Here is a 21,005-nt window from a genome sequence, read left to right on the forward strand (position 1 = left end):
TCGGACATTCTGTAATCAACCTTTTAATTATAAAGTTAACTAAAATTGAGTTTTAACTAACTTTACTATAAGTATATTGAATTTTTAATATCCTTAAGTAGAATATTGAGGGTTTTATATTATCCTACACGAGGAGGTTTCTATGGGAAAATTAAATATATCATTGCTCGCTATAATTACTATTAGCTTATCAGCTTGTTCAAATAATAATTCTAATAACAGTTTTTCTGACTCTCCTGCTAATACATCATCTAGCAGCAGTTCTTCAAATTCAAGTAATTCGAATGTTGGCACTATTAATAACGTCATAAATGGAGATTTGAATGGATTTGCCTATAAATTTAAATCAACAGAATCTAAAGATAACATAACAGCTCCAATATCTTTAGATTTGACAACCGATAATAAAAATATTTTATATGTGGATAATCAGAGAATAGAAATGGCTCCGGAAGGTTTAATGCCGGCTTATACAATTGATTATGTGAAAGATAATTACATAAAATTAAGCTCGGGTACTTATGCTGAAGGAGGAAATTACCTTTCTGATATGCAGCATGGAATATATAAAAATTTATCTGACGGTAATACTTATCCCTATGTTCAAGGGAAATTTACACCGTCGGAAAATATACCTAAAACAGGCATAGTGAACTATTATGGTTTTGCTTATCATATTAATGGAAAATTAGATAACACTTATCAATTTCCAAGTGGTAAAACTAAAACGGAGACACTGCCATCCAATTGGAGTATTCAGGGAGTTTCTATAACGGCTGACTTTGATAAAAAGAATATAGAGGGTAGTATTTTACATACATCATCACTCAATAATATAACAACTGAGTTATCGGCATCTATTACAGGTAATACGTTTGAAGGTGAAAAAAATGGAACTCGAGTTAAAGGTGCATTTTTTGGAGAGAATGCAAAAGAAATTGGTGGTATTTATGTAAATACAGAACAAGAATATTCTGGTTCTTTTGGTGCTAAAAATTGGTAAACTTATTTTAATACACTAGTGCTTACTTTAATATAAAGTGAATAAATGGATATTTTTTAAAGGGCTGACATATAAATTCAGCCCTTTAATTTCAATTTATTCAAATGGAAAAATTGTAGTTGAAGGAGCTAGTGATTATCCTGAAAAGTCTTTTTAAAGAAGACTGGTTTGGATTGTTCGCATTCTATTCAAAACGTGATTTTGCAAATTTTTAGGCGAAAATGACCGCTTGTTTTAGCTTGACAGGGGATTTCCTACCTAAGGACATCCCCTTGAACTTACAACCCCGCCTTCAAACTCGCTTCAATAAATTTATCTAGATCGCCGTCTAACACCGCTTGGGTATTACGGTTTTCAACGCCTGTACGTAAATCTTTGATACGGGAATCATCAAGCACATAAGAGCGGATTTGGCTGCCCCAACCGATATCCGATTTACTCTCTTCCAGTGCTTGTTTTTCTGCATTTTTTTTCATCATCTCCATTTCATAGAGTTTTGCTTTGAGCTGTTTCATCGCTTGATCTTTATTTTGATGTTGCGAACGCCCGTTTTGGCATTGCACCACAATGCCCGACGGCATATGCGTAATACGCACCGCCGATTCGGTTTTATTGACGTGCTGACCACCTGCACCCGATGCACGATACACATCAATACGCAGATCCGCAGGATTAATTTCAATATCAAAATCATCATCCACTTCAGGATAGACAAATGCCGCTGCAAAAGAAGTATGGCGACGGTTATTGGAGTCAAACGGACTTTTACGCACTAAACGGTGAATCCCTGTTTCCGTTCTCAGCCAACCGAAAGCGTATTCTCCTGAAACACGAATCGTCGCCGATTTTAAGCCTGCTACATCGCCGTCGGACACTTCGATCAACTCGGTTTTAAAGCCTTTACTTTCTGCCCAACGTAAATACATACGCAGTAGCATTTCCGTCCAGTCTTGCGCTTCCGTGCCGCCTGAGCCTGCTTGTAAATCCACATAACAGTCAGCAGAATCATGCTGACCGCTAAACATACGGCGAAACTCTAACAAGGCTAATTTTTCTTCAAGTTGGTTCGCTTCTTGTTGAGCTTCGTTAAAAGTTTCTTCATCTTCCGCTTCAACGGCAAGTTCAATTAAGCCTTCGACATCTTCAATCCCTTGATCAAGTGCTTTAATCGTATTCACAATGGTTTCAAGGGCAACACGCTCTTTACCTAAGGCTTGGGCTTTTTCGGCATTATTCCATACGTCAGGTTGTTCTAATTCAGCATTGACTTCTTCTAAGCGTTCGACTTTCAGATCGAAGTCAAAGATACCCCCGAAGTGTATTGGTTCGTTCTGCTAAATCGGCTAATTGAGTTTTAATCGGATTAAGTTCAAACATAATGGTTTCCTTGAGATGTAAAATGCGAAATTATAGCGGACATTCTAAACGCAGAAAACAGCCTTATTGCCGTCAGTGAAGTAATGAACGGTAATAGTCCCAATCAAAATACTGCCCCGGGTCGATTTTTCGTTCCGGGGCAATTTGATTGTGACCGGCGATACGCTCAGGCGTGATTTGCGGATAAGCTTGCATAATCACTTGCGTAAGGTTAGCTAAGGTTTGATATTGCGCTTCGGTAAAAGGTTGATTGTTACTGCCTTCCAGCTCAATCCCGATAGAAAACTCATTGCATTTTTCACGTCCTTCAAAGCAAGAGACACCGGCGTGCCAAGCCATATCGTTAAAATTAACATATTGGGTAATCTGACCTTCTCGAGTAATTAAACAATGGGCGGAAACCCGTAAATCTTTAATCTCTTCAAAATAGGGGTGAAGGGTTGGATCTAACGTGCCTTCAAAAAAACGGTCAATAAAATCACCGCCAAATTCATCGGGTGGAAGACTAATATAATGAATCACCAAAAGGGAAATATCCTCTTGATAAGGTCTTGGATTAAAGTGTGGAGAGAGTACTTGCTTGGTATTTAACAACCAACCTTTTTCAATCTTTAACGTTTTCTGCATAGTTTAAAACGGCTAAATAAGCTAAAATGCCGTCATTTTACAAGAAAGAGAATCAAAATGCTGAGTTATCGTCACAGTTTTCACGCCGGCAACCACGCCGATGTCCTTAAACATATCGTTTTAACCCTCATCTTGCACGCCTTAAAACAGAAAGAAAAAGGCTTTTTCTACCTTGATACCCATTCGGGTGTAGGGCGTTATAGCTTGCAAAGTAGCGAAGCGGAAAAAACAGGGGAATATATTGAAGGTATTGCTCGCCTTTGGGAGAGAACCGATCTACCCGAAGAAGTGGCGTTGTATTTGAATGAAATCAAAAAAATTAACAAAGATAAGCTACGTTTTTACGCAGGATCGCCGTTGCTTGCCGTGCAACAATTACGTCCGCAAGACAGGGCTTTACTCACAGAGTTACACCCTAACGACTTCCCACTACTTCGCAATGAATTTGCGAAAACGCCTAATGTGGTAACAAAACGGGAAAACGGTTTCCAACAGCTAAAAGCCGCATTACCACCAAAAGAAAAGCGTGGTTTGGTACTGATCGACCCGCCTTATGAACTCAAAGAAGATTATGAACTGGTGGTGAAAGCGATTGAAGAAGGCTATAAACGCTTTGCCACCGGTGTTTATGCGATTTGGTATCCGGTGGTGCTTCGCCAACACACCAAACGTATCGTACGAGGCTTAGTTGAAACGGGGATCCGCAAAATTTTACAGATTGAATTAGCCGTTCGCCCCGATTCAGACCAACGAGGTATGACCGCAAGCGGTATGATTGTGATTAACCCACCGTGGCAGTTAGAAAGCCAAATGAAAAAGATTTTACCCTATTTAACCGATGTGCTTGTGCCGGAAGGAACGGGTAGTTGGACGGTGGAGTGGATTACGCCGGAATAACACGAAGGTAATTAGCAATACAAGCGGTCGGTTTTAACCATTATTTTGCAAATTTCGGCATAAAACTCACCGCTTGTATCCTCAAATAAAAAAGGAAATGTTATGCAACAATACAAACACGACTTTATCGAATTTGCCTTAAGCCGAAATGTACTGAAATTCGGCGAATTTACCCTAAAATCAGGCAGACAAAGCCCTTACTTCTTTAATGCAGGATTATTTAATACCGGCAGAGATCTCGCCAAATTAGGCGAATATTACGCCAAAGCGATCCAAGCCAGCCAAATTGACTATGATGTACTATTCGGACCTGCTTACAAAGGTATTCCGATTGCCACGACCGTTGCTGTGGCGTTAGCGAATCAGTTTGATGTCGATAAGCCTTGTTGCTTTAACCGTAAAGAAGTGAAAGATCACGGCGAAGGCGGAAATCTTATCGGTAGCCCGTTAAAAGGCAGAATTTTATTGGTGGACGATGTGATTACCGCAGGCACGGCAATTCGTGAATCGATGGAAATCATTCAAGCCAATCATGCAACCTTAGCGGGCGTGATGATTGCGTTAAACCGTAAAGAAAAAGGCAAAGGCGAACTTTCGGCGATTCAAGAAGTAGAACGTGATTACGGCTGTCAGGTTTTTTCGATTATTGATTTTGATGATTTACTGCAATTTATTGAGCAATCGGAACAATATGCGCCTTATTTGGCGAAGATGAGAGCATATCGAGAGCAATATGGTGTGTGAATTTGTAAAATAGATATCAAAACGACCCGCTTGTATGCGGGTCGTTTGGTATGCAATTATTTTAATTGTGCTTCAATTATACCACCGCCTAAGCAGACTTCTCCAAGGTAAAACACAGCAGATTGCCCCGGTGTGACGGCGATCTGCGGTGTATCAAAAATAACACGAACGGTTTCGTCATCAATCGGTTCAATAACACAATCGATATCCGCCTGACGATAGCGGGTTTTCACGGTGCAACGTAGTTTTTCACGGATCGGTTGGCGATCTACCCAGTGAAGTTGGCTTGCTATCAGACCGCTTGAAAGCAGGGCTGAATTATCCTGACCCTGAGCCACAATTAACACATTGTTTACCAAATCTTTTTCCACCACATACCACGCATTCTCACTTGCCCCTTTGACACCGCCAATGCCTAAGCCTTTGCGTTGTCCTAGGGTGTGGTACATTAAACCATCGTGACGACCAATCACTTGCCCATCGACAGTTTTAATGTCCCCAGCTTGTGCAGGTAAATAACGAGCAAGGAAATCTTTGAATTTACGTTCGCCGATAAAGCAGATGCCCGTCGAATCTTTTTTCTTCGCCGTCGCTAAACCTAAGTCTTCTGCAATGGCTCGCACAATCGGTTTTTCAATATCCCCCACAGGGAAAAGGCTTTGTGCGACTTGTTGCTCACTTAGAGTGTAGAGGAAATAACTTTGATCTTTGTTGCTATCAAGCCCACGCAATAATTTTGGCTGTTGGTCAAGCGGTGGGCGACGGACATAATGCCCTGTGGCAATAAAATCTGCCCCTAAGTCTTCTGCTGCATATTCTAAAAAGGCTTTGAATTTAATCTCTTTGTTACACAAAATATCAGGGTTTGGTGTGCGTCCGGCTTTATATTCTGCAAGGAAATGTTCAAACACGTTATCCCAATATTCCGCCGCAAAATTGATTTTATGCAGTTTTATACCAAGCTTATCACAAACCGCTTGCGCATCGGCTAAATCGGCGGCTGCGGTGCAGTAATCGGTATCGTCATCTTCTTCCCAGTTCTTCATAAACAAGCCTTCCACTTGGTAGCCTTGTTGTTGAAGAATAAAGGCAGAAACCGAAGAATCCACGCCTCCTGACATGCCGCAAATGACTTTCTTTTTGCCGTTTTCGGCCAACTGTTCTGCGGTTAATTGAGGAAAATGTTGTTGATAGGTTTTTGACTTCATCATCTATTTCACTTCGTAAAATTGCGTTGCTTTTTTCGCAAATTTTTCTTCATATTCCGCTTTTGCGGCTTCATCACCGGCATCGAGTTTTTTCTGTAAGTTGTCGCAAGGTTCTTCGCAATCGCACATTTTTTTCATACCTAACGCCGTAATGCCGCCGCAGCTACCTTTGATGGTTTTACCTTTGATAATAAAACCGATCGACATCATAAAGATGATAGCCACAAAAAAACCGAAAGTCAGTAAGAGGGTTTCCATTTGTTTTCTAACCTATTTTTGATTGATTAATTTTTCAAAGGCTGTCGACATTTTGGTTTCGTAGCCTTCGCCTTTTTTGATAATTAAGAATATTGCTAAGTTCTCACGTTCCGCTACCTCGAGGGCTTTTTCGGCTCCGAGTACGAATAAGCCGGTAGACAGCCCGTCGGCGGTCATGGTGGTTGGTGCAAACACGGTGATCGACGCTAAATTATGGCTGATCGGTCGCAATGTTTTGGGATCGATAATGTGAGAAAGGCGGTTGCCTTGCTCGTCTTCGAAATAGTTACGATAGTTGCCGGACGTTGCCATACCCAAATTATGCAGCGGTACAGTAATTTGGCTGCTCGTTCCTTGGGTAAATTCAGGTTTTTCAATCGCGATACGCCAAGGTACGCCTTTTAAATTATGTCCTTTTCCGCGTAATTCACCACCGATTTCCACTAAATAGTTTTCAATGCCGAGCATTTCAAGGTGCCGGGCTAATTTATCAACACCAAACCCCTTTGCAATGGAGGATAAATCCAAGTAAAGATTCGGCTCTTTTTTAATCAGTAAACCCTTACCGTTTTGACGGTCATTATCACTGAATCGGACTTCAATTTTATCAATTCCGACGGATTTGGCTCTTTCAAGAATTTGTTCGTTAGTCGGGACTTTATTTAAACGTTTATCCGGTCCGAATCCCCATAAATTCACTAGTGGACCGACCGTCACATCCAATGCTCCTTCGGTCATTTTATTCAGGCGAACCGCTTCTTCAACGACAGTGGCAAAATCATTTGAGACGCTAAACACTTGATTCACTTGATTAAATTGATTAAACGAAGAAATTTGAGAGTCTTTTTGGTAAGTCGACATCTCGTTATTCACGGTTTTAAGTAGCATATCTAATTGTGCTTGGACTTTTTCCGGCTGAGGTAAATGCTCGGTTTTACCGTCATCAATATATTTTACATGGTACGTCGTTCCCATCGTTTTACCTTCCAAAACGATTTGCGTAGGGGTTTTATTATCACAAGCTGCCAGCAATAGTGCGCCGGTAACGGAGAGTAGCCAAATAAATGATGTTTTGAATTTCACAAAAATTCCTCTGGTTTTTTTATAAGTAATTAATAGGGGAGAAGAGACAAGTTTAATATTTGGTCATTATCTGTTGTCCGCTAGTAACTAATAATACAAGCGGTCAGATTTGCAAAATATTTTGCAAATCCGACCGCTTGTTCATCTTGATGTGAGATTAACCACCGAAATCATCTAATAAGATGTTTTCATCTTCTACACCAAGATCTTTTAACATCTTGATGACGGAAGCGTTCATGATTGGCGGACCGCACATGTAGTATTCACAATCTTCAGGCGCTTCATGATCTTTTAAGTAGTTTTCATAAAGCACGTTGTGAATAAAGCCGGTATAACCGTCCCAGTTATCGCCCGGTTGTGGATCAGAGAGTGCCACATACCATTTGAAGTTATCGTTCTCTGCTTGTAAGCCGTCGAAATCTTCCACATAGAACATTTCTCGTTTAGAACGGGCACCGTACCAGAAGGTCATTTTACGTTTGGATTTCAACCGTTTTAACTGGTCGAAAATGTGTGAACGCATTGGCGCCATACCCGCACCACCACCGACGAAGACCATTTCCGCATCGGTATCTTTTGCGAAGAATTCGCCGAATGGACCGGAGATGATCACCTTATCACCCGGTTTTAATGACCAAATATAAGAGGACATTTGACCCGGTGGTACGTTCGGATTATTTGGCGGCGGTGTCGCAATACGCACGTTCAACATAATGATGCCTTTTTCTTCAGGATAGGAAGCCATAGAGTATGCACGTACAATCGGCTCATCCACTTTAGACACATAACGCCATAAGTCATATTTATCCCAGTCTTCATGATATTCTTTCGGAATATCGAAGTCTTTGTAATTGACTGTATGAGGCTCCGCTTCAATTTGAATGTAACCGCCGGCACGGAACGGAACTTCTTCACCTTCCGGAATTTGAAGTTTAAGTTCTTTGATGAATGTAGCTTTGTTATCGTTAGAAATAACGGTACATTCCCATTTTTTCACACCGAAGATCTCTTCCGGTAATTCCACATCCATAGAACTTTTCACATTCACTTGACAAGCAAGGCGATAACCTTCTTTTGCTTCACGTTTGGTAATGTGAGAAAGTTCGGTTGGGAGGATTTCCCCGCCACCGCTTTTCACTTTAACCACGCATTGACCACAAGAGCCACCGCCACCGCACGCAGATGAAACGAAGATGCCTTTGCTCGCCAATGCACCGAGTAATTTACCGCCAGCCGGTAAAGTAATGGCTTTTTCCGGATCATCATTAATGGAAATGGTAATATCACCGGAATCCACCAATTTTGATTTAGCCACAAGGATAAGTACCGCAAGCACTAATACAAGGGCAGTAAACGCCACGATACCGAAAATAAAATTATCCATTCGATACGCTCCTTATAATTGAATGCCTGAGAAAGACATAAAGCCAAGTGCCATTAAGCCTGCGGTGATAAAGGTGATACCTAAACCTTTTAAACCTGCCGGGACATCGGAATATTTCATTTTTTCCGTGATACCGGCTAACGCTACAATCGCTAGCATCCAGCCTGTACCTGCACCGATACCGTACACTACGGACTCGCCGAAGTTATATTCACGCTGAACCATGAATGATACCGCACCGAAGATTGCACAGTTTACCGTGATAAGCGGTAAGAAAATACCAAGTGCGCTGTAAAGTGCTGGGAAAAACTTATCCAAAATCATTTCAAGAATTTGCACTAGTGCAGCAATAACACCGATAAAGGTGATAAAGTTAAGGAAAGTTAAATCAACTCCCTCAATTAATGCACCATCTTTTAAAACATTCTCGTAAACAATTTGATTAGCCGGAACCGCAATACCTAGTACAACGATTACTGCAATCCCTAAGCCAAATGCAGTCGAAACTTTCTTGGACACCGCAAGGAATGTACACATACCAAGGAAGAAAGAAAGTGCCATATTTTCAATGAATACGGACTTAACAAATAGACTTAAATAATGTTCCATCTTATTTCTCCGCTTGTTCCGGTTTCCACGTTCTTAAGCCCCAAATTAAGAAGCCGATAATAAAGAACGCACTCGGTGCTAATAAGAATAAACCATTTGCTTGATACCAACCTCCGTCTTGAATCGTTTGGAATACGGTCATACCAAAGAGTTTACCTGAACCGATTAATTCACGAATAAACGCTACAATCACAAGGATCGCACCATAACCTAAACCGTTACCGATACCGTCGACAAAACTCTCTACAGGACCTGATTTCATTGCAAAGGCTTCTGCTCGTCCCATTACGATACAGTTGGTAATAATCAAGCCAACGAATACCGAAAGCTGTTTTGATAAATCGTAAGCGTATGCGCGTAAGATTTGGTCAACAAGAATTACCAGAGACGCAATAATCGCCATTTGTACGATGATACGGATACTATTCGGAATATAGTTACGGATCATTGCAATAAACATACTGGAAAAGCCTGTTACAAAGCTTACCGCAATCCCCATAACCACCGCCGTTTCTAGCTTGGTTGTTACTGCAAGAGCAGAACAGATCCCTAAGATTTGTAATGCGATAGGGTTGTTATCCACCACGGGTGATAACAATAACTTTTTAAGATTGTTGCTCGCCATTAGTTAGTCCCCGCTTTTAATTTAGTTAAATATGGACCGAAGCCGTTTGCACCGAACCAATATTTAAATGAGCCATCAACACCGTTGGAGGTTAAAGTTGCACCGGATAAACCATCAATACCGTGATCTTTATCAGCTGAAGCACCTTTTGCAATACGAATTGCAGATTCACCCTGAGCATTTTGTAATTTTTTGCCCACGAAGTTTTGTTGCCAACGTTTGTTTTCAATTTCACCACCAAGTCCCGGTGTTTCACCGTGTTCGTAGTAAGTGATACCTTTGATTGTATTGCCATCTGGTTCAACAGATACAAAACCATACATTACAGACCATAAACCGGTTCCGTAGAATGGAAGCACGATTTGATTTACTTGTCCGTTTGCATCTTTTACAAGGTAAATTTCCGCATATTTTGCACGAACTTTGATACCTGCTTTATCATCTGCTGGGTTGATAGCGATACTTTGAGCTGGATCTTTTGCAGCTGCTTTTGCATCAAAATTCGCTACACCTTCAACATAATCACCCGTAGCAAGATCAACGATTTTAGATTCGATGTTTTTCACATAAATATCTTTAATTTCGCTTTTCTTCGTGCCTTCAGGTAATAAACCAGCAACACTTAAAATATTTTTCTGTTTATCAAGGGCTTTTTGTTCTTCCTGTGCCGATTTTAACAACACCGCAGAACCTGCCACGATAAGAGAACAGATTAAACTTAATAAAACCACGACGGTAAGTGTTCCGCCAATGCTATCTTTATTAAACTTAGCCATTGCGTGCCTTCCTACGTTTGATGTTACCTTGAACCACGAAGTAGTCGAAAATCGGCGCAAACAAGTTAGCAAATAAGATCGCTAACATCATACCTTCCGGATATGCCGGGTTTGCCACACGAATAATCACACACATCACCCCGATTAAGATACCGTACCACCATTTACCTTTATTGGTAAAGGCTGCGGATACCGGGTCAGTTGCCATAAAGAACATACCGATCGCAAAACCACCTAACACTAAGTGCCAGTGCCACGGCATTGCAAATAATGGGTTTGTGTCTGAGCCGATAAGATTAAATAAGGTTGCTGTTGCAGCCATACCAATCATAACACCCGCGATAATTCGCCAAGATGCAATGCGAGCAAATACAATAATTGCAGCACCGATCATTAATGCGACAGTTGATACTTCACCGATAGAGCCTGGAATATTCCCTAAGAATGCGTCCATCCAAGTAATTGTTTCGCCTGTTGCAACGTGTTTAAGCGCAGCTTGCCCACCGACTGCCCATTGAGAAAGCGCTGTTGCACCTGAGAAGCCATCTGCGGCAGTCCAAACCAAATCACCCGAAATTTGTGCCGGGTAGGCGAAGAATAAGAATGCACGCCCCGCCAATGCCGGGTTCATGAAGTTTTTACCTACGCCACCAAACACTTCTTTCGCTACCACAACACCAAAGGTGGTTGCTAACGCCGCTTGCCATAATGGTAAGGTCGGCGGAACGATTAATGCTAAAAGGATAGACGTAACAAAGAAACCTTCATTGATTTCGTGTTTACGCACCATTGCAAATAATACTTCCCAGAAACCACCTACTGCAAAAATAGTTAAGTAGATCGGAAGGAAGAAAATCGCACCGATTAACATTTTGCCAAATACACCAGCGTCTTGTGATAACACACCGAATGCATTCGCTAATGCAAAGTGCCAATCGTTCGCAACGTTTTGAGCCACGTTTTGTGTAAAGTCACCCACACCTAATGCAAGGATTGATTGTGCCCCCACGTTATACATACCGTAGAACATTGCAGGGAACAATGCTAACCATACGATTAACATCATACGTTTAGAATCAATCGCGTCACGCACGTGAGCATCTTTTTGAGTTACTGTACCTGGACTATAGAAAATCGTATAAGCTGCTTCAAACAGGATATACCATTTCTCATACTTTCCACCCTTCTGGAAAGCAGGTTCCATTTTATGAAAAAGATCTTTTAAAGCCATTTGATTAACCTTCCTTCTCGATCTTATCTAACGCAGCACGCAACATCGGTGCATAGTTATTTTTCCCTGGGCAGACAAACGTACATAACGCTAAATCTTCTTCATCTAACTCCAAGCAACCTAATGCTTGAGCAGAATCGGTATCACCCGACGCTAAATCGCGTAACAATAATGTTGGTAAAATATCTAACGGCATCACACGCTCATAAGAGCCGATTGGCACCATTGCACGCTCACTACCATTAACAGCTGTGGTAAAGTTAAACAATTTCTTACTAAACGCACCTAATACAGTACGCGTAATAGAGAATTTGTGTGAATATGGTGCAATCATACCTAAGAACTCTTGCTCACGACCTTCTGCAATCACAGAAACCTGTAATGCGTAGCGACCTAAATAATCGTGAACACCCACCGCTTTTGCACCGCTTAACACAGAACCTGAAATCACACGATTTTCACCGTCGGCTAGTTCATTTGCGGTTAATTGTGAAAGATTAGCGCCAAGTTGAGTACGTACAAGACGTGGTTTTTTCACTTGCGGACCCGCTAACGAAACAACACGCTCTACATAAAGCTCACCTGTTGTAAATAATTTACCAATAGCAATCACATCTTGATAGTTTAAGTACCATACACTTTTCGTCGCAGAAACAGGATCGATAAAGTGAATATGTGTGCCGCTTAAACCTGCCGGGTGTGGACCGGCAAAAGAGGTGACTTTTACATTTGCCACTTCAGCTGTTGGGATATTGCTGTCCGGTGCACGACATAAATGAATCGTTTTTTTGCCTTCAAATAAGCGACTTAACACCGTTAAACCATCAATGAAATCCTGTTTGTGCTCGTTTAAGATCACTTCAGGATCAGCCGCTAACGGATTCGTATCCATCGCATTGACAAAAATCGAAGAAGGCACGGCATCTAACGCTGGAACTTTACTGAAAGGACGAGTACGGAACGCAGTCCATAACCCTGAATTCACTAAATTTTGCTTAACTTGCTCAGCCGTCAATGATGTTAGCGCTGAAGCTTCAAAACGAGCAAAAGTTTCTTGCTCATTACCTTCAACTTTAATCACGACGGATTGAAGAACACGCTTCTCGCCACGGTTGATTGCTACAATCGTACCGCTTGCCGGAGCAGTGAAAACAACACCGGGATTCTTTTTGTCTTCAAAAAGAACTTGGCCTTTCTTCACTACATCACCTTCGCGCACCCTCATAGAAGGGCGCATACCCACATATTCTTCGCCAAGCACAGCAACTTCATTAACGGTATTGCCGTTATGGATTACTTGCTCAGGTTTTCCTGCAATAGGAAGATCTAAGCCTTGTTTAATTGTAATCATATTGTTTGCACTACTTTTAGTTGGGTTAAAAATATGATTGCAGATTCCCCGCAACCGCTTTATTGAGCCGCAGTCTCCGTTCAAAAATAAACGTTGGTTCCCCCACTTATTTTTGAAGACCACATTAAGTTCTCAAATCGGATGATTATCTCGCTTTGTAAGAGATAAAAGAAATATGCCATTCTACCCGAAAAAGCCGATTCATTTCCACTTTAACCACAATTTTTTAACATTTAGACTTTGAAAAGTTGAAGTAAATCAATATTTGGAGGGCATTTGTTCTTTGTGTTGCATTAATCATCACTTATTAGCATCGACAAGCGGTCAGATCTTTTTACAACTTTGCAAAAAGTACGTAACAAAATTTGATACTAGTCAAAAAATCGGGATAAGGCTACAATAGCTGATAATCTTTCTCAAATATTATGGATACCAAATGAATATTACGATTTCAGATGTGGCACAAAGTCACTTTCGTCGCTTACTTGATCAACAAGAAGAAGGAACAAATATCCGTATTTTTGTCGTTAACCCCGGTACGCCGAATGCGGAATGCGGTGTTTCCTATTGCCCTCCGAATGCAGTGGAAGCAACGGATACCGAACTGACTTTTACCGGTTTTTCCGCCTTTATTGACGAGATCAGTCTGCCTTTTTTGGATGAGGCTGAAATCGATTATGTGACCGATCCGATGGGATCGCAACTGACCTTAAAGGCTCCGAATGCGAAAATGAAAAAAGTGGCGGATGACGCACCGTTTATCGAGCGCTTGGATTACGTTATTCAAACCCAAGTCAATCCGCAACTGGCAAGCCACGGCGGACGTGTGACCTTAATTGAAGTGACGGACGATAAATATGCCGTTCTTCAATTCGGTGGTGGTTGTAACGGCTGTTCCATGGTAGACGTGACGCTAAAAGAAGGGATTGAAAAGCAATTGCTGGCACAGTTCCCGACTGAATTGGTCGGCGTGAAAGACGTGACGGAACACCGGCACGGCGAACATTCTTACTATTAAACGTTATTTACAAGCGGTCGGTTTCATCGGTTTTTTTGCAAAATTCGGAGGGGAACAGACCGCTTGTATTTTATTTAAGTGTGTATTTTATGTCAGATAATGATTACCGCGGGCGTTTTTCCGTTGCCCCAATGCTCGACTGGACAACCCGTCACTGCCGTTATTTTCACCGTCAATTTACCCGACACAGTTTGCTGTATAGCGAGATGATCACTGCTCCCGCTATTTTACATGCCAAATACGATTTGCTTGCCTATGATCCGGCGGAAAACCCCGTAGCGCTGCAATTGGGCGGAAGCGAACCGCAGCAATTGGCAACATGTGCCAAATTGGTTGAAGAACGTGGCTATGCGGAGATTAATTTGAATGTCGGCTGCCCGTCCGACCGTGTACAAAACGGGATGTTCGGCGCCTGTTTAATGGGAAAAGCCGATTTGGTCGCCCGTTGTGTTGAGGCGATGCGACAGGAGGTGAAGATTCCCGTAACGGTGAAACACCGCATCGGTATTGACGATCTCGACAGCTATGACTTTCTCTGTGATTTTATCGACAAGATTCAACCTTATTGTGATGATTTTATCGTCCATGCCCGCAAAGCGTGGCTATCAGGCTTAAGCCCGAAAGAAAACCGCGAAATCCCACCGTTGGACTACGAGCGGGTGTATCAGCTCAAACGTGATTTTCCGCATCTTAAAATCAGCATTAACGGCGGGATCAAAACGATTGAAGAGATCAAACATCATTTGCAATTTGTCGATGGGGTGATGGTCGGGCGTGAAGCCTATCAAAATCCGTCATTACTCGGCTATATCGACCGTGAGCTGTTCGATTCGACAGCGGAAATCGTGGCACCAAGACAAGCTGTTGAAAACATGCTGCCTTATATTGAGCAACAACTTGCTCAAGGCGTTTATCTCAATCATATTGTCCGCCATATGCTTGGCGCATTTCAACATTGCAAAGGGGCAAGACAATGGCGCCGCCATTTAAGCGAAAATGCCTGTAAGCCGGGGGCGGGCGTGGAAGTTGTGACGCAAGCACTACACTTTGTTGAAGCGGAATGAAAATAGAGCAGCAAGGTTGATTCTTCGCGAAGACAAGCGGTGAGTTATGCTCGATATTTTGCAAATTTCCAGGTAAAACTGACCGCTTGTAGGTGATAAAGGACTAACGGTTAAACAGCACTAATTCTCTCACTTGGAAACTGACTTCCACTTTTGCTTCCAGGGGCAAATCCGCCGTTTGGTAAGCGGTGACATTTGTGCCGTTTATTGCGATTTGATAACGGTAGAATTGCCCTAAGAATAGTTTTTCAATCACCACACCTTGTCCGTTATCATCAGTTTTCAGGGTAATCTGCTCAGGGCGGAGCAACCAATGATAATCGCCAAGCGGATACTCGATTTCAGGGAATTGATAAGTACCAATCGGGCTTTCAAGGAAGTGATTTTCTAACACTTTGCACGGCAGGTAGTTTGTGCCACCTAAAAAGTCGGCAACGAAAGCATTCACAGGAGAGTGGTAAAGTTCGGTTGGCGTACCGAATTGTACGATCTTACCCTGATCCATCACTGCAATTTTATCTGCAAAGGCAAAGGCTTCTTCTTTACTGTGGGTAACAAAAATCGCAGGGACTTTTTGGCTTTTTAAGATCTGTTTAATCTCTTGGATCATCGCATAACGGGTTTGGCTGTCGATGTTGGAAAAGGGTTCATCAAGCAGTAATAATTCAGGTTCACAAGCTAAAGCTCGGGCAATGGCGACACGCTGTTGTTGTCCGCCAGAGAGTTCGTGTGGGAAGCGTCCTTCAAAGCCTTGTAGTTTCACCACCGATAACATCTGTTGGGTGCAACAATGTTGGTCGGATTTACACATTTTGCATAAGCCGAATTGAATATTTTGTGCCACCGTTAAATGCGGAAAGAGGGCGTAATCTTGGAAAATCAGCCCGATTTGACGTTGTTCAATCGGTTTTTTCTGTAAATCTTCCCCGGCAAGAAAAATGTTGCCTTCGCTAATCGGAAGCAAACCTGCAATCGCTTTGAGTAGCGTCGTTTTGCCACAACCGCTTGCCCCCAACAGACAGACGATTTCATTTTCGCCAACGGCAAGATCGAGGGATTTTAGTACCACATTGTCGTCAAATTGACAGCTCAAATTTTGAATATCAAGTAATTTCATATTAACGTTCTTTTTGCGATTGAGAGATTAACGAACGGGTCAGCCAAATAACAGGGATTAATCCGACTAACACCAACACAATGGCTGGCAAGGCGGCACGCTCTAATTGTTCGTCCGAAGTAAAGGTGAAAACGTGGGTCGCTAGAGTATCAAAGTTGAACGGTCGCAATAACAGTGACGCATTTAACTCTTTCATACTTTCAATAAAGACCATTAAGCCTGCGGTAATAATTCCTTTGGTTATCAACGGGATATGCACGCTTCTAAACATTGATAAGCCTGTTTTTCCCATGGTTTGACTTGCCATATCCAACGACGGTGAAATTTTGCCGAGTGAGGTTTCAAGACTGCCGATTGCCATTGCAGAGAAGCGGATCACATAGGCAAGCACTAAAGCAAATAGTGAACCGGAAAAAATTAAACCGACAGGGGATAGTTCTAAGGATTTCAGTAGGGCGTGTAGTTGATGATCGGCAAAGGTTAATGGCGACAATAAGCCGATTGCCAGTACAGTCCCAGGAATGGCATAGCCCAATGAAGAAAATTGTAACGACAAGCGGGTCGATTTCGCCCAAAATCTGCGATTGACAGACAGACGATGAGCAAAATGCAGTAACAGAGCAAGGGCAACGGTAATGATCGAGGCAATAATAGATACCTTCAAGCTATTCAAAGCAAACTGCACAAAATCTAAATTCCACGATTGTTCAAAATAGTGGAAAGACCAATAGATTAATCGCCCAAATGGAATAAAGAACGCCAACGCCAACAACCCCCAGCACCAGCCTTGTGCGAGCCACAGTTTCCAGCCTGTGAGCTGTTTGAACGAGGTTTTCTTTTCATAGCCACGCTGATAGCTTTTTTGTTTGCGACGGCTGTATTGCTCAAGGCTGATAAACAGAAAAATCATCAGCAACATAAAAATAGAAATACGGCTTGCCGTGCCGAGATCTTGAAAGCCGAGCCACGAGTCGTAGATTGCTGTTGTCAAAGTTGGCACTGCAAAATAGGACACCGTGCCGAAATCGCCTAAGGTTTCCATTGCGACTAACGCCATACCGACAGCAATTGCAGGACGAATTAAAGGGAAGGTGATTTTACGGAAAATATCCGCTGGCGATGAACCTAACATTCTGGCACTGTGAGTGAGGTTTTCGGATTGTTCTAATAATGCCACTCGAGCCAGTAAGAAAATATAAGGGTAGAGTACAAGGGCAAGCACAAAGCAAGCACCGTAAAGGGTGCGGATTTTCGGAAACCAATAATCGTGTGGAGTTTGCCAACCGAAAATACCACGCAACATTTCCTGAAATGCCCCGGAATAGTCGAGCAAATCGGTATAAAGATAAGCGATTAAATAAGCAGGCATTGCTAACGGCAAGCAAAGCAACCATTGAAGCGTTTTTTGCCCACAGAATTGATAATTTGCAACGATCCAAGCGGACGGTAATGCAAAAAAAAGTGCAAGGACGACAGTGCCTAAGACTAACAGGCTTGAGTTAAGCAGATAAGTGCCTAGCATTGTATCCCAAAGATGAACGAGATTTTCCATTTCACCTTCAAAAGCGTGATAGCCAATGGCAAGCAACGGAAGAAGGATTAACAGCGTAGTTGCAAGGGCGGAAAGTTGCCAAGGTAAATAGGAGTTTTTCATTGAGATCTCTATAAACGTTGTAGGGGCGAAATACTTTCGCCCCTGTATAATTTGAGGCAAATGTCACTTGCCTCTACGACTATGTTATCAATTATTTTGTAAAGTCATCAAATTTGACTTCATCAACTAATTTCAATGCTTTTTCATAATTTTTAGCAATGTCTTCTAGTTTGATTGTATCCGCGGTGTAATCGCCCCAACCTTTCACTAAGGCAGAACGCTCAACACCCGGTTTCACTGGGTATTCATGATTAAGTTCGGCATATAAACGTTGTGCTTTATCGCTACTTAAGAATTCAATTAATTTAACGGCATTTGCTTTATTCGGTGAATGTTTGGCAAGAGCTACCGCACTAATATTCACATGTGTGCCGAATTGACCGCTCGGGAAGTTGATGACGGCAGATTCAGCCCACGGTTTTTGTTTTTCATCTTCTAGCATTTTACCGTAGTAGTAGCTGTTTCCTAAAGCGTAATCACAAATCCCTTCTTTGATTGCTTTTACTTGGTCACGGTCGCCACCTTGTGGTTTTTGTGCAAGATTTGCTTTTAATCCTTCTAAGAACGCTTTAGTTTTCTCTACACCATAATGTTCAATCATTGCTGCGAAGAGAGATACATTGTATGAGTTTTTGCCTGAACGTACGCATACTTTGCCTTTATATTCAGGTTTCGCTAAATCTAAGTAGTCAAAGCCCGCAGGTAATTTGCCGACACGATCTTTTGAGGTATAAATCACTCGTGCACGCGATGTTAAGCCGAACCATTCATCGTTTGAATCGCGGAACTGTGCCGGAATATGACTTTCTAAGGTTTTTGAGTCTACTTTTTGTGCAAGCCCTGCGTTCACAATCTCCATCACACGACTAATATCAACGGTCAAAAGCACATCAGCAGGGCTTAATTCGCCTTCTTTTTTTACACGCTCGACCAAGCCTTTATCGGCAAAAATCACATTCACTTTAATGCCGGTATCTTTTTCAAAATCTTTAAGCATTGGTTCGATAAGATAAGGCTGGCGATAGGAATAGACATTGACCTCGTTTGCCGCAAATGCGTTGGACGTGATCAGGGCGGAAAGAGCTAAGGCGAGAGTAGAAAGAGATTTTTTCATGACATTTCCTCAAAATGATGAATGAGTAACTCGCTAAACGGCAGCAAGCGGTTTAATAAAACGGAGGAAGTTTAAAAGGTTCATAAAACCATGTCAATAAGAACTATTCCTATTTCCATGGGGCGATTGTCTTCGATGGCATTGATTGGCATTTTATCTTCCGAGTGTTTGAACCGCTTTGGCGGTGACTTGCCAGCCGCTACGTAAGATTATCAGGCTTAATAACAAACTAGCGACAGGATCCACCCATTGCCAGGCAAGAAAATACGCAGTCAAGCCGGAAATAATTGCTACCACGGAGCCGAATAAATCCGCGAGAACGTGTAAATAGGCAGCGCGCACGTTAAGATTGTCATGATTAGCTTTTAGCATTAAGCGGGCAATAAATAGGTTTACGATTAGCCCTAAAGTGGCTACGACAATCATCGGTAATGCCTGCATGGTTTGTGGTATTTGAAGCCGTTCAACGGCTTCCCAAATAATATAACCGGCAATCAACAACAATGAACTGCCGTTTATTACCGCCAGCCATTGTGAAATCCGCGGTTTTTTCGTTGCAAACCACAACGCAACTATCGCAAGCCCAAGCGATAAACTATCGTTTGCCATATGTCCGGCGTCAGCCATCAATGCCAAGCTGTTGAACAGATAACCACCGATAAATTCAACCAGCATAAATACGCTGATAATAGCAAAACTGAGCAATAAAATGCGTCGATCTTGCGGAATATGGCTGTGATCATGTTCTGAATGAGAACAATGTTCCGAATGTTTGTGTGAATGTGAGTGCATAAATTCTAATTCCGAAAAATTAAACAGTTAGGTCAGAATAAAGTCTGTAGTGACTACAAGGTCAAGCAGGTTTTATCTATTGTGCTTTTATACATACAATTTTGCTATATATGGGTTGTCGATTCCGAGAATAGGATGCAGAGAGCCTTTCCAAGCGCGTAACAGTTGGTGTTGCATCAAATTCAAGGTATCCAATCCCGGAGTAGTGTTCGGTGTATATTGTTGAGCCAAGCGTGCCAATTGCGTCAGTCCGAGACTCGATTCAATACTTGAGCTAATGACTGCTATTAAACCTTGCTGATGTGCCTGTTCAATTAATGAAATACATTTTTCAATCGAACCAACAAGCGTTGGCTTAATTACAATAGCGGTCAGATTCGGTGCTTTTTTTACCAAAAAATCGGGCTCTCGTACTGTTTCGTCCCAAGCAATATTTATTCCTGTTTGCTCAGCAAATTGACGTGAAAGTTCGGGGGTTTTACAGGGCTCTTCTAAAAATTGAATGCGAGATTTGCGTTCAGGGGCAATTTTGCTTGCAAAAAGCAACGCTTTTTCCAATGTCCACGAGCGATTAGCATCAAGCCGCAATTTTAAATCGGGAATGGCTTCTAAAAACATATCCGCAATAAGTCCATCTCGATTAGCTTCATACAGACCGACCTTAATTTTTGCGATTTTTTCCCCTTGCATTTGGTTCAGTTCCGCATAAAGCTCATCAGGATCACCATAACACAGCGGAACAGTTTGGAAATTAGCTTTTTCCCCTAATGTGCCCTTTAGCTCTGCTAAGGCACAGCTCACCCCAAAGGCAACGGACGGTGGATAAGATGATAAAGATTCGTCTTGATGATTTAGCCATTTTTCAATCCATTGACGAACAGCGGTTTCTGCTTCGGCTAAGGTTTCTTGGCTAAATTCAGGTAATGGGGCGATTTCGCCCCACCCTTCTTTGTCATCTTGTTGCAAACGAATAATCAGCCCATCTCGTTGCTTTAAACGGCGGTTACGTAAGATAATGCCTGTTTCAACAGGTAAGGCGTAACGATATAAAGAGACATTTTTTTTCATGTTTC

General features: G+C 42.1%; 21 protein-coding genes. 5 read left to right on the top strand and 16 right to left on the bottom strand.

Annotated features, from left to right (window positions below; all coding sequences use genetic code 11):
• Positions 1–142: 142 nt before the first annotated feature.
• Positions 143–1,003, top strand: coding sequence for a transferrin-binding protein-like solute binding protein (locus ACEYKX_RS07370; RefSeq protein ID WP_373767765.1), 861 nt, complete (start codon positions 143–145; stop codon positions 1,001–1,003).
• A 278-nt stretch (positions 1,004–1,281) separates the two neighbouring features.
• On the opposite strand, the gene prfB is transcribed toward ACEYKX_RS07370, so the two are convergent.
• Together prfB and ampD are read right to left on the bottom strand one after the other, a co-directional pair.
• Positions 1,282–2,380 (bottom strand): peptide chain release factor 2 gene (prfB, locus tag ACEYKX_RS07375; RefSeq protein WP_373767766.1). Its coding sequence is split into 2 segments (ribosomal slippage): positions 1,282–2,304 and positions 2,306–2,380, totalling 1,098 coding nucleotides; the frame shifts between segments, so codons are not numbered across the junction.
• 72 nt (positions 2,381–2,452) lie between these two features.
• Positions 2,453–3,007, bottom strand: a complete 555-nt coding sequence (ampD, locus tag ACEYKX_RS07380; RefSeq protein ID WP_373767767.1) for a 1,6-anhydro-N-acetylmuramyl-L-alanine amidase AmpD — start codon at positions 3,005–3,007, stop codon at positions 2,453–2,455.
• Positions 3,008–3,064: 57 nt separating this feature from the next.
• Here ampD and ACEYKX_RS07385 point away from each other — a divergent pair, with 57 nt between their 5' ends.
• Together ACEYKX_RS07385 and pyrE are read left to right on the top strand one after the other, a co-directional pair.
• Positions 3,065–3,904, top strand: coding sequence for a 23S rRNA (adenine(2030)-N(6))-methyltransferase RlmJ (locus ACEYKX_RS07385; protein ID WP_373767768.1), 840 nt, complete (start codon positions 3,065–3,067; stop codon positions 3,902–3,904).
• A gap of 102 nt (positions 3,905–4,006) precedes the next feature.
• Complete coding sequence (gene pyrE / locus ACEYKX_RS07390; RefSeq protein ID WP_373767769.1) at positions 4,007–4,648, top strand: orotate phosphoribosyltransferase; 642 nt, start codon at positions 4,007–4,009, stop codon at positions 4,646–4,648.
• 56 nt (positions 4,649–4,704) lie between these two features.
• Here pyrE and mnmA read toward each other — a convergent pair whose 3' ends face one another.
• The 9 genes from mnmA to ACEYKX_RS07435 all read right to left on the bottom strand — a co-directional run bounded on the left by mnmA (position 4,705) and on the right by ACEYKX_RS07435 (position 13,173).
• Positions 4,705–5,856: a tRNA 2-thiouridine(34) synthase MnmA gene (gene mnmA / locus ACEYKX_RS07395; protein WP_373767916.1), complete on the bottom strand. Its 1,152-nt coding sequence runs from the start codon at positions 5,854–5,856 to the stop codon at positions 4,705–4,707.
• 3 nt (positions 5,857–5,859) lie between these two features.
• Positions 5,860–6,114, bottom strand: a complete 255-nt coding sequence (nqrM, locus tag ACEYKX_RS07400) for a (Na+)-NQR maturation NqrM (RefSeq protein WP_373767770.1) — start codon at positions 6,112–6,114, stop codon at positions 5,860–5,862.
• A gap of 12 nt (positions 6,115–6,126) precedes the next feature.
• A complete protein-coding gene (locus tag ACEYKX_RS07405) occupies positions 6,127–7,176 on the bottom strand; it encodes an FAD:protein FMN transferase (protein ID WP_373767917.1) in 1,050 nt (349 codons plus the stop codon).
• 178 nt (positions 7,177–7,354) lie between these two features.
• The gene (gene nqrF / locus ACEYKX_RS07410) at positions 7,355–8,581 is read right to left on the bottom strand and encodes an NADH:ubiquinone reductase (Na(+)-transporting) subunit F (protein WP_373767771.1); all 1,227 of its coding nucleotides are present in this window, start codon (positions 8,579–8,581) and stop codon (positions 7,355–7,357) included.
• A 12-nt stretch (positions 8,582–8,593) separates the two neighbouring features.
• Entirely contained in the window at positions 8,594–9,190 is a 597-nt protein-coding gene (nqrE, locus tag ACEYKX_RS07415; protein WP_373767772.1) for an NADH:ubiquinone reductase (Na(+)-transporting) subunit E, read from the bottom strand.
• A 1-nt stretch (position 9,191) separates the two neighbouring features.
• The gene (locus ACEYKX_RS07420; protein WP_373767773.1) at positions 9,192–9,815 is read right to left on the bottom strand and encodes an NADH:ubiquinone reductase (Na(+)-transporting) subunit D; all 624 of its coding nucleotides are present in this window, start codon (positions 9,813–9,815) and stop codon (positions 9,192–9,194) included.
• Positions 9,815–10,591 (bottom strand): Na(+)-translocating NADH-quinone reductase subunit C, encoded by a 777-nt coding sequence (locus ACEYKX_RS07425; protein ID WP_373767774.1) that lies wholly within the window; start codon positions 10,589–10,591, stop codon positions 9,815–9,817. Before ACEYKX_RS07425 ends, ACEYKX_RS07420 begins: the two co-directional genes overlap by 1 nt.
• On the bottom strand, positions 10,584–11,822 hold the full coding sequence (locus ACEYKX_RS07430; RefSeq protein ID WP_373767775.1) for an NADH:ubiquinone reductase (Na(+)-transporting) subunit B: 1,239 nt from the start codon (positions 11,820–11,822) through the stop codon (positions 10,584–10,586). Before ACEYKX_RS07430 ends, ACEYKX_RS07425 begins: the two co-directional genes overlap by 8 nt.
• Positions 11,823–11,826: 4 nt before the next feature.
• Positions 11,827–13,173, bottom strand: coding sequence for a Na(+)-translocating NADH-quinone reductase subunit A (locus ACEYKX_RS07435; protein WP_373767776.1), 1,347 nt, complete (start codon positions 13,171–13,173; stop codon positions 11,827–11,829).
• Between the two features lie 436 nt (positions 13,174–13,609).
• On the opposite strand from ACEYKX_RS07435, the gene nfuA reads away from it, so the two are divergent.
• Complete coding sequence (gene nfuA, locus ACEYKX_RS07440) at positions 13,610–14,191, top strand: Fe-S biogenesis protein NfuA (protein ID WP_373767777.1); 582 nt, start codon at positions 13,610–13,612, stop codon at positions 14,189–14,191.
• 89 nt (positions 14,192–14,280) lie between these two features.
• On the top strand, positions 14,281–15,255 hold the full coding sequence (gene dusA / locus ACEYKX_RS07445) for a tRNA dihydrouridine(20/20a) synthase DusA (protein WP_373767778.1): 975 nt from the start codon (positions 14,281–14,283) through the stop codon (positions 15,253–15,255).
• A 103-nt stretch (positions 15,256–15,358) separates the two neighbouring features.
• On the opposite strand, the gene ACEYKX_RS07450 is transcribed toward dusA, so the two are convergent.
• The 5 genes from ACEYKX_RS07450 to menC form a co-directional block, all read right to left on the bottom strand.
• Positions 15,359–16,372, bottom strand: coding sequence for an ABC transporter ATP-binding protein (locus ACEYKX_RS07450; protein ID WP_373767779.1), 1,014 nt, complete (start codon positions 16,370–16,372; stop codon positions 15,359–15,361).
• A gap of 1 nt (position 16,373) precedes the next feature.
• The gene (locus ACEYKX_RS07455; RefSeq protein WP_373767780.1) at positions 16,374–18,026 is read right to left on the bottom strand and encodes an ABC transporter permease; all 1,653 of its coding nucleotides are present in this window, start codon (positions 18,024–18,026) and stop codon (positions 16,374–16,376) included.
• A 91-nt stretch (positions 18,027–18,117) separates the two neighbouring features.
• Positions 18,118–19,140 carry a Fe(3+) ABC transporter substrate-binding protein gene (locus ACEYKX_RS07460; protein WP_373767781.1) on the bottom strand — a complete coding sequence of 341 codons (1,023 nt, stop codon included), beginning with the start codon at positions 19,138–19,140 and terminating at the stop codon, positions 18,118–18,120.
• A 153-nt stretch (positions 19,141–19,293) separates the two neighbouring features.
• Positions 19,294–19,932, bottom strand: a complete 639-nt coding sequence (locus ACEYKX_RS07465; protein WP_373767782.1) for a cation diffusion facilitator family transporter — start codon at positions 19,930–19,932, stop codon at positions 19,294–19,296.
• 87 nt (positions 19,933–20,019) lie between these two features.
• A complete protein-coding gene (gene menC / locus ACEYKX_RS07470) occupies positions 20,020–21,000 on the bottom strand; it encodes an o-succinylbenzoate synthase (RefSeq protein WP_373767783.1) in 981 nt (326 codons plus the stop codon).
• Positions 21,001–21,005: the final 5 nt, after the last annotated feature.

The organism is Glaesserella sp. (assembly GCF_041817755.1).
Lineage (GTDB): Bacteria > Pseudomonadota > Gammaproteobacteria > Enterobacterales > Pasteurellaceae > Glaesserella.

Excerpts from the sequence above, each read along its gene's own strand:
- ACEYKX_RS07465 (WP_373767782.1), bottom strand. The coding sequence starts at position 19,932 with ATGCACTCACATTCACACAAACATTCGGAACATTGTTCTCATTCAGAA.
- dusA (WP_373767778.1), top strand. The coding sequence starts at position 14,281 with ATGTCAGATAATGATTACCGCGGGCGTTTTTCCGTTGCCCCAATGCTC.
- mnmA (WP_373767916.1), bottom strand. The coding sequence starts at position 5,856 with ATGAAGTCAAAAACCTATCAACAACATTTTCCTCAATTAACCGCAGAA.
- pyrE (WP_373767769.1), top strand. The coding sequence starts at position 4,007 with ATGCAACAATACAAACACGACTTTATCGAATTTGCCTTAAGCCGAAAT.
- nqrF (WP_373767771.1), bottom strand. The coding sequence starts at position 8,581 with ATGGATAATTTTATTTTCGGTATCGTGGCGTTTACTGCCCTTGTATTA.
- ACEYKX_RS07425 (WP_373767774.1), bottom strand. The coding sequence starts at position 10,591 with ATGGCTAAGTTTAATAAAGATAGCATTGGCGGAACACTTACCGTCGTG.
- ampD (WP_373767767.1), bottom strand. The coding sequence starts at position 3,007 with ATGCAGAAAACGTTAAAGATTGAAAAAGGTTGGTTGTTAAATACCAAG.
- nqrM (WP_373767770.1), bottom strand. The coding sequence starts at position 6,114 with ATGGAAACCCTCTTACTGACTTTCGGTTTTTTTGTGGCTATCATCTTT.
- ACEYKX_RS07450 (WP_373767779.1), bottom strand. The coding sequence starts at position 16,372 with ATGAAATTACTTGATATTCAAAATTTGAGCTGTCAATTTGACGACAAT.
- ACEYKX_RS07370 (WP_373767765.1), top strand. The coding sequence starts at position 143 with ATGGGAAAATTAAATATATCATTGCTCGCTATAATTACTATTAGCTTA.
- ACEYKX_RS07430 (WP_373767775.1), bottom strand. The coding sequence starts at position 11,822 with ATGGCTTTAAAAGATCTTTTTCATAAAATGGAACCTGCTTTCCAGAAG.
- ACEYKX_RS07460 (WP_373767781.1), bottom strand. The coding sequence starts at position 19,140 with ATGAAAAAATCTCTTTCTACTCTCGCCTTAGCTCTTTCCGCCCTGATC.
- ACEYKX_RS07420 (WP_373767773.1), bottom strand. The coding sequence starts at position 9,815 with ATGGCGAGCAACAATCTTAAAAAGTTATTGTTATCACCCGTGGTGGAT.
- ACEYKX_RS07455 (WP_373767780.1), bottom strand. The coding sequence starts at position 18,026 with ATGAAAAACTCCTATTTACCTTGGCAACTTTCCGCCCTTGCAACTACG.
- ACEYKX_RS07385 (WP_373767768.1), top strand. The coding sequence starts at position 3,065 with ATGCTGAGTTATCGTCACAGTTTTCACGCCGGCAACCACGCCGATGTC.
- menC (WP_373767783.1), bottom strand. The coding sequence starts at position 21,000 with ATGAAAAAAAATGTCTCTTTATATCGTTACGCCTTACCTGTTGAAACA.
- ACEYKX_RS07435 (WP_373767776.1), bottom strand. The coding sequence starts at position 13,173 with ATGATTACAATTAAACAAGGCTTAGATCTTCCTATTGCAGGAAAACCT.
- nfuA (WP_373767777.1), top strand. The coding sequence starts at position 13,610 with ATGAATATTACGATTTCAGATGTGGCACAAAGTCACTTTCGTCGCTTA.
- nqrE (WP_373767772.1), bottom strand. The coding sequence starts at position 9,190 with ATGGAACATTATTTAAGTCTATTTGTTAAGTCCGTATTCATTGAAAAT.